This is a genomic window from Mycobacterium sp., assembly GCF_044342925.1.
In the GTDB taxonomy this organism is placed as follows: Bacteria; Actinomycetota; Actinomycetes; order Mycobacteriales; family Mycobacteriaceae; genus Mycobacterium.
Genome location: NZ_JBIIOV010000206.1, coordinates 1 through 4,993 on the forward strand (window position 1 = coordinate 1; position 4,993 = coordinate 4,993).

At 69.5% G+C, this 4,993-nt stretch carries 4 protein-coding genes; 1 reads left to right on the top strand and 3 read right to left on the bottom strand.

Features of this window, described 5'->3' with window-relative positions:
* The 3 genes from topA to ADBZ6I_RS15925 all read right to left on the bottom strand — a co-directional run.
* A partial coding sequence (topA, locus tag ADBZ6I_RS15915; protein ID WP_526385535.1) for a type I DNA topoisomerase occupies positions 1-1,606 on the bottom strand: 1,606 nt, incomplete at its 3' end.
* A 140-nt stretch (positions 1,607-1,746) separates the two neighbouring features.
* A complete protein-coding gene (locus ADBZ6I_RS15920) occupies positions 1,747-2,325 on the bottom strand; it encodes a hypothetical protein (RefSeq protein WP_526385537.1) in 579 nt (192 codons plus the stop codon).
* 165 nt (positions 2,326-2,490) lie between these two features.
* Positions 2,491-2,694, bottom strand: coding sequence for a cold-shock protein (locus ADBZ6I_RS15925; protein WP_005138711.1), 204 nt, complete (start codon positions 2,692-2,694; stop codon positions 2,491-2,493).
* Between the two features lie 226 nt (positions 2,695-2,920).
* On the opposite strand from ADBZ6I_RS15925, the gene sftH reads away from it, so the two are divergent.
* Positions 2,921-4,993: DNA 3'-5' helicase SftH (gene sftH / locus ADBZ6I_RS15930; RefSeq protein ID WP_526385539.1), on the top strand; the 2,073-nt coding region annotated here is incomplete at its 3' end.

Sequence of the window (4,993 nt, forward strand, 5' to 3'; positions counted from 1 at the left end):
TCGACGAGTACGTCGAGGGACGGCCGATTCCGAGCTCTTCGAGCGCCTTGACCAACGACGCCTCGGTGTAGCGGGCCGGCGGGTTGGTGGCGTGGCCGTCGGCGGTCAGCCGGGTGGCATCCACCCGCTGACCCTGGCGCAGCTGCGGCAGCCGGCTCTCGGCGTCGTCGGCCTCGCCGCCGGCGAGTTCGTCAACGGTCTCGACGTAGGCCTTCAGGAAGCCGGGGAAGGTGATGGTGCGTCCGCTGGCCGCGAAGGCCGCCACGCGGCCGTCGGCGGCGCTACCGGTTATCCGCAGGCTCAGGGTGGTGCCGCGGGCGTCGGCCATCTGCGAGGCGACGGTCCGCTGCCAGATCAGCTCGTAGAGCCGGAAGCCGTCGGTGTCGAGTTCGGCGTGCAGCGCGCCCGGGGTGGCGAAGGTGTCGCCGGAGGGCCGGATCGCCTCGTGCGCCTCCTGGGCGTTCTTGACCTTGCGGGTGTACTGGCGTGGCGACGGGTGGACGTACTCGTCGCCGTAGAGCTGACGGGCCTGGTTGCGCGCGGCGTTGATCGCCGACTCCGACAGCGTCGTGGAGTCGGTCCGCATATAGGTGATGTAGCCGTTCTCGTACAGCTTCTGGGCCACGCTCATGGTGCGTTCGGAGGTGAACCGCAGTTTGCGGCCGGCTTCCTGCTGCAGCGTCGAGGTCATGAACGGCGGGTACGGACGGCGGGTGTAGGGCTTCTCCTCCACCGACGCGACGGTCAGGGCCGCACCCTGCAGCCCGGCGGCCAGCGCACCGGCAGCGGCTTGGTCGAGCACCTGCACCTCGGCCGGCTTGCGCAGCGCGCCGAGGGAGTCGAAGTCGCGGCCGCTGGCCACCCGCTTGCCGTCCACCGCGACGAGGCGGGCGTTGAACCGCGGCGGGCTGGCCTGCGGGTCGGACACGCTGGCGTCGAGTTCGGCCAGGATGTCCCAGTAGGCGGCGCTGCGGAACGCCATGCGTTCACGCTCGCGCTGCACGATGATGCGGGTGGCCACCGACTGCACGCGGCCGGCGGACAGCTTCGGGGCCACCTTCTTCCACAGCACCGGACTGACCTCGTAGCCGTAGAGCCGGTCCAGAATGCGGCGGGTCTCCTGCGCGTCGACGAGGTCGGTGTCGAGATCACGCGGATTCTCGGCGGCCGCCCGGATGGCGGGCTCGGTGATCTCGTGGAAAACCATCCGGCGGACCGGGACGCGCGGCTTGAGCGTCTCCAGCAAATGCCAGGCGATGGCCTCGCCCTCCCGGTCACCGTCGGTGGCGAGGTACAGCTCGTCGACGTCTTTGAGCAGGCTCTTCAGCTCGGTGACGGTGGCCTTCTTGTCCGGGCTGACCACGTAGAGCGGCTCGAAGTCGTGATCGACGTCGACACCGAGCCGGGCCCACTTCTCCGTCTTGTACTTGGCGGGCACGTCGGCTGCGCCTTTGGGCAGGTCACGGATGTGGCCGCGGGAGGATTCGACGACGTAGTCACGGCCGAGATAGCCGGCGATTTTGCGCGCTTTAGTAGGCGACTCGACGATGACGAGCCGCCGGACGTTGCCGTTGCGGTTACCGCTTACGCGGTCGTCGTCAGCCAACTACGCTTACGCTCCACTTCTGATATGGGGCCATTCGGGCACACATTCCCTGATGTGTACCCCATGAAAACCCCCCGGGTACCAGACAATTTCGCACCCGGACACCGGCGGACGCAAACCGGCGCCCTGTGGGCAACGTCTCAGACACGCGGCCAGGCCGCCTCCGCGGCGGCCCCTTCCGGGGGTTGTCCCACCGTCTCCACCAGTCGCGACAGCCGCCGGCGGCCGCTGATTCGCAGCGCCGGATGAGCTCCCCGGGTGCCGATCAGCGTCGGGGCGATACCGATCCGCATCAACGCCGACGCCAGCGGGGAGTGGGTGTCGGGCGCGTGCGGATCCAGCCCGAGCAGGTACCGGTCGGCTTCCGGGCTGCCGGCCGCCAGCGTCCAGGCCCGAAGTTCCCGCGGACCGGGCAGCCAGTCCGTCGGCACGGTCTTCACCGCGCCCCGGGTCCAGTCCGCGGCGATGGCCAGCAGTCGGACGTCGACGGCGGTGCGCACCAGCGGGGTGTCCTCCTCGGTGCTGGTCACCTCGGCCTGTAGTCCGGTCGCAACCATCATCTCGGCCAGCGCGGCGGCCCGCCAGACGGCGTCGACCACCACCGACAGCCGGGCCCCGTTGCCCACGATGACCACCTGGCCGGCTGCTGCGAGCACTCCGGTCAAGTCGGCGACCGCGGGCGGCACCGACTCGGCGGAGAAGAACGACAGCTGGCTCACGCTTCGACATTAGGCCAGGACATCAGTGGCCGACCGCCGCCGAGCCGCGTCCGACCCGACGGCTTCCGCATCGAGAAACCGCGTCGAGAAACCGCGTCGAGAAACAGAGCACCCCCGCTCGGCCCGTGAACGGGCCAGGCGGGGGTGCTGTGTGACTGTTGTCGCTCAGACGGCGCGGACGCCGGTGGCCTGCGGCCCCTTGGGGCTCTGGCCGACCTCGAACTCAACCCGCTGGTTCTCCTCCAGGGTGCGGAAGCCCGAACCCTGAATCTCCGTGTAGTGGACGAACACGTCAGCGGAGCCATCCTCCGGAGCAATGAAGCCGAAGCCCTTCTCCGCGTTGAACCACTTCACAGTTCCCTGTGGCATTTCTTTCCTAACTTCTTTCCGGGAGCGATCTACCGATATTCATGTAGACCGGGCCGGTTGAGACCGCATACCTTCTGGGCTCACACCCTCGCAGGAACAGCGACCGCAACGTCGATCCTGCGATTGTGGAGACACGAACACAGAAGCTGCGACCACGACCATCCAACCACGTCCGACGCGGTTAGGACAGCTTCGGCAACAATTCGATGTGGAGCGGGAGGTGACCATGGCGAGTTTCGGCGGCGATTTGCTGGACGCCGTGTGCGGGCCCGACCGCCCGTCGTCGCTGTTGCACGTCGCCGAAATCCCGGCCCGCACAGCGCAATCGGCGGACTGGCCCACCTGGGTGACACCGGATGTGGTGACGTCATTGGCCAGCCTCGGAATCCGCCGCCCGTGGTCGCATCAGGTCACCGCCGCCGACCTGGCTCACCAGGGCCGTCACGTGGTGATCAGCACCGGGACGGCGTCGGGCAAGTCCTTGGCATTCCAGTTGCCCATCATGGACACGCTGGCTCGTGATCCCCGCGCCCGCGCGCTGTACCTGTCGCCGACCAAGGCGCTGGGGCACGATCAGCTTCGGACCGCTTTTTCGCTGACATCGCCGGTGCCGACTCTTCGTGACGTGGCGCCGACCGCCTACGACGGCGATGCCCCGCTGGAGGTCCGCCGCTTCGCCCGGGAACGGTCCCGCTGGCTGTTCTCCAACCCCGACATGGTGCATCTGTCGCTGCTGCGCAACCACGCCCGCTGGGCGGTGTTCCTGCGCGGGTTGCGTTACATCGTCGTTGACGAATGCCATTACTACCGAGGGATATTCGGCTCCAACGTGGCGATGGTGCTGCGCCGCCTGCTGCGCCTGTGCGACCGGTACCGCGACGCCGGTTCGCCAGGCCCCACCGTGGTATTCGCCAGCGCGACGACGGCCGCGCCCGGCGACACCGCCGCCGATCTGATCGGCTGTCCGGTCGCCGAGGTCACCGACGACGGCTCCCCGCAGGGCGCTCGCACCATCGCGCTGTGGGAGCCGGAGTTGCGCCATGACCTGCATGGCGAGAACGGGGCGCCGGTGCGCCGGTCGGCCGGCGCCGATGCGGCCCGGATGATGGCCGACCTGGTGGCCGAAGGCGCGCGCACCCTGACCTTCGTGCGGTCCCGCCGCAGCGCCGAGTTGACGGCGCTGGGCGCCCGCGCGCGGCTGGCCGAAACCGCCCCGCACTTGTGCGACACGGTGGCCTCCTACCGGGCCGGTTACCTCGCCGAAGACCGCCGGGCCCTCGAACGGGCACTCGCCGACGGCGAACTGCGCGGCCTGGCCGCCACCAACGCGCTGGAACTGGGCATCGACATCTCCGGGCTCGACGCGGTGGTGCTGGCCGGCTTTCCCGGGACGGTGGCGTCGTTCTGGCAGCAGGCCGGGCGCTGCGGGCGGCGCGGCCAGGGCGCCCTGGTGGTGCTGGTCGCGCGGGACGACCCCCTGGACACCTACCTGGTGCACCACCCGAGCGCCCTGCTGGGCAAGCCGGTGGAACGGGTGGTGACCGATCCGGCGAACCCGTACGTGATGGGTCCGCAGTTGCTCTGCGCGGCCACCGAGTTGCCGCTCACCGACGCCGAACTGGGGAACTGGCAGGCAGCCGCAGTGGCCCGGGAACTGGTCGCCGACGGCCTGCTTCGCCACCGCGCCGGGCGGTACTTCCCCGTCCCCGGGCTGGACCCGCACCATCAGGTGGACATCCGGGGAGGCGCCGGCGGACAGATCGCGATCGTGGAGTCGGGTACCGGCCGACTGCTGGGCAGCACCGAAGCCGGTCAGGCGCCGGGAACCGTGCATCCCGGCGCGGTGTATCTGCACCAGGGCGAGACCTACCTGGTGGATTCGCTGGATCTCGATGAGCGGATCGCCTTCGTCCACGCCGAGGATCCCGGGTATTCAACCTTCGCCCGCGAGATCACCGACATCACCGTCACCGGTCCGGGCGAGCGGGTGGACTACGGCCCGGTGACGCTCGGCCTGGTGCCGGTCTGCGTGACCCGCCGGGTGATCGGCTACCTACGGCGGGCGGCATCCGGTGAGGTGATCGATTTCATCGAGCTGGATTCACCGGAGCGGACCTTGCCCACCACTGCCGTGATGTACACGGCGACCGCGGAACTCTTGGCGGCCAACGGGATTGACCTCCCGCAGCTTCCCGGGTCGCTGCACGCCGCCGAGCACGCTGCGATCGGTCTGCTGCCGCTGGTGGCCAGCTGCGACCGCGGGGACATCGGCGGCCTGTCCACGGCCGTCGGCGAAGAC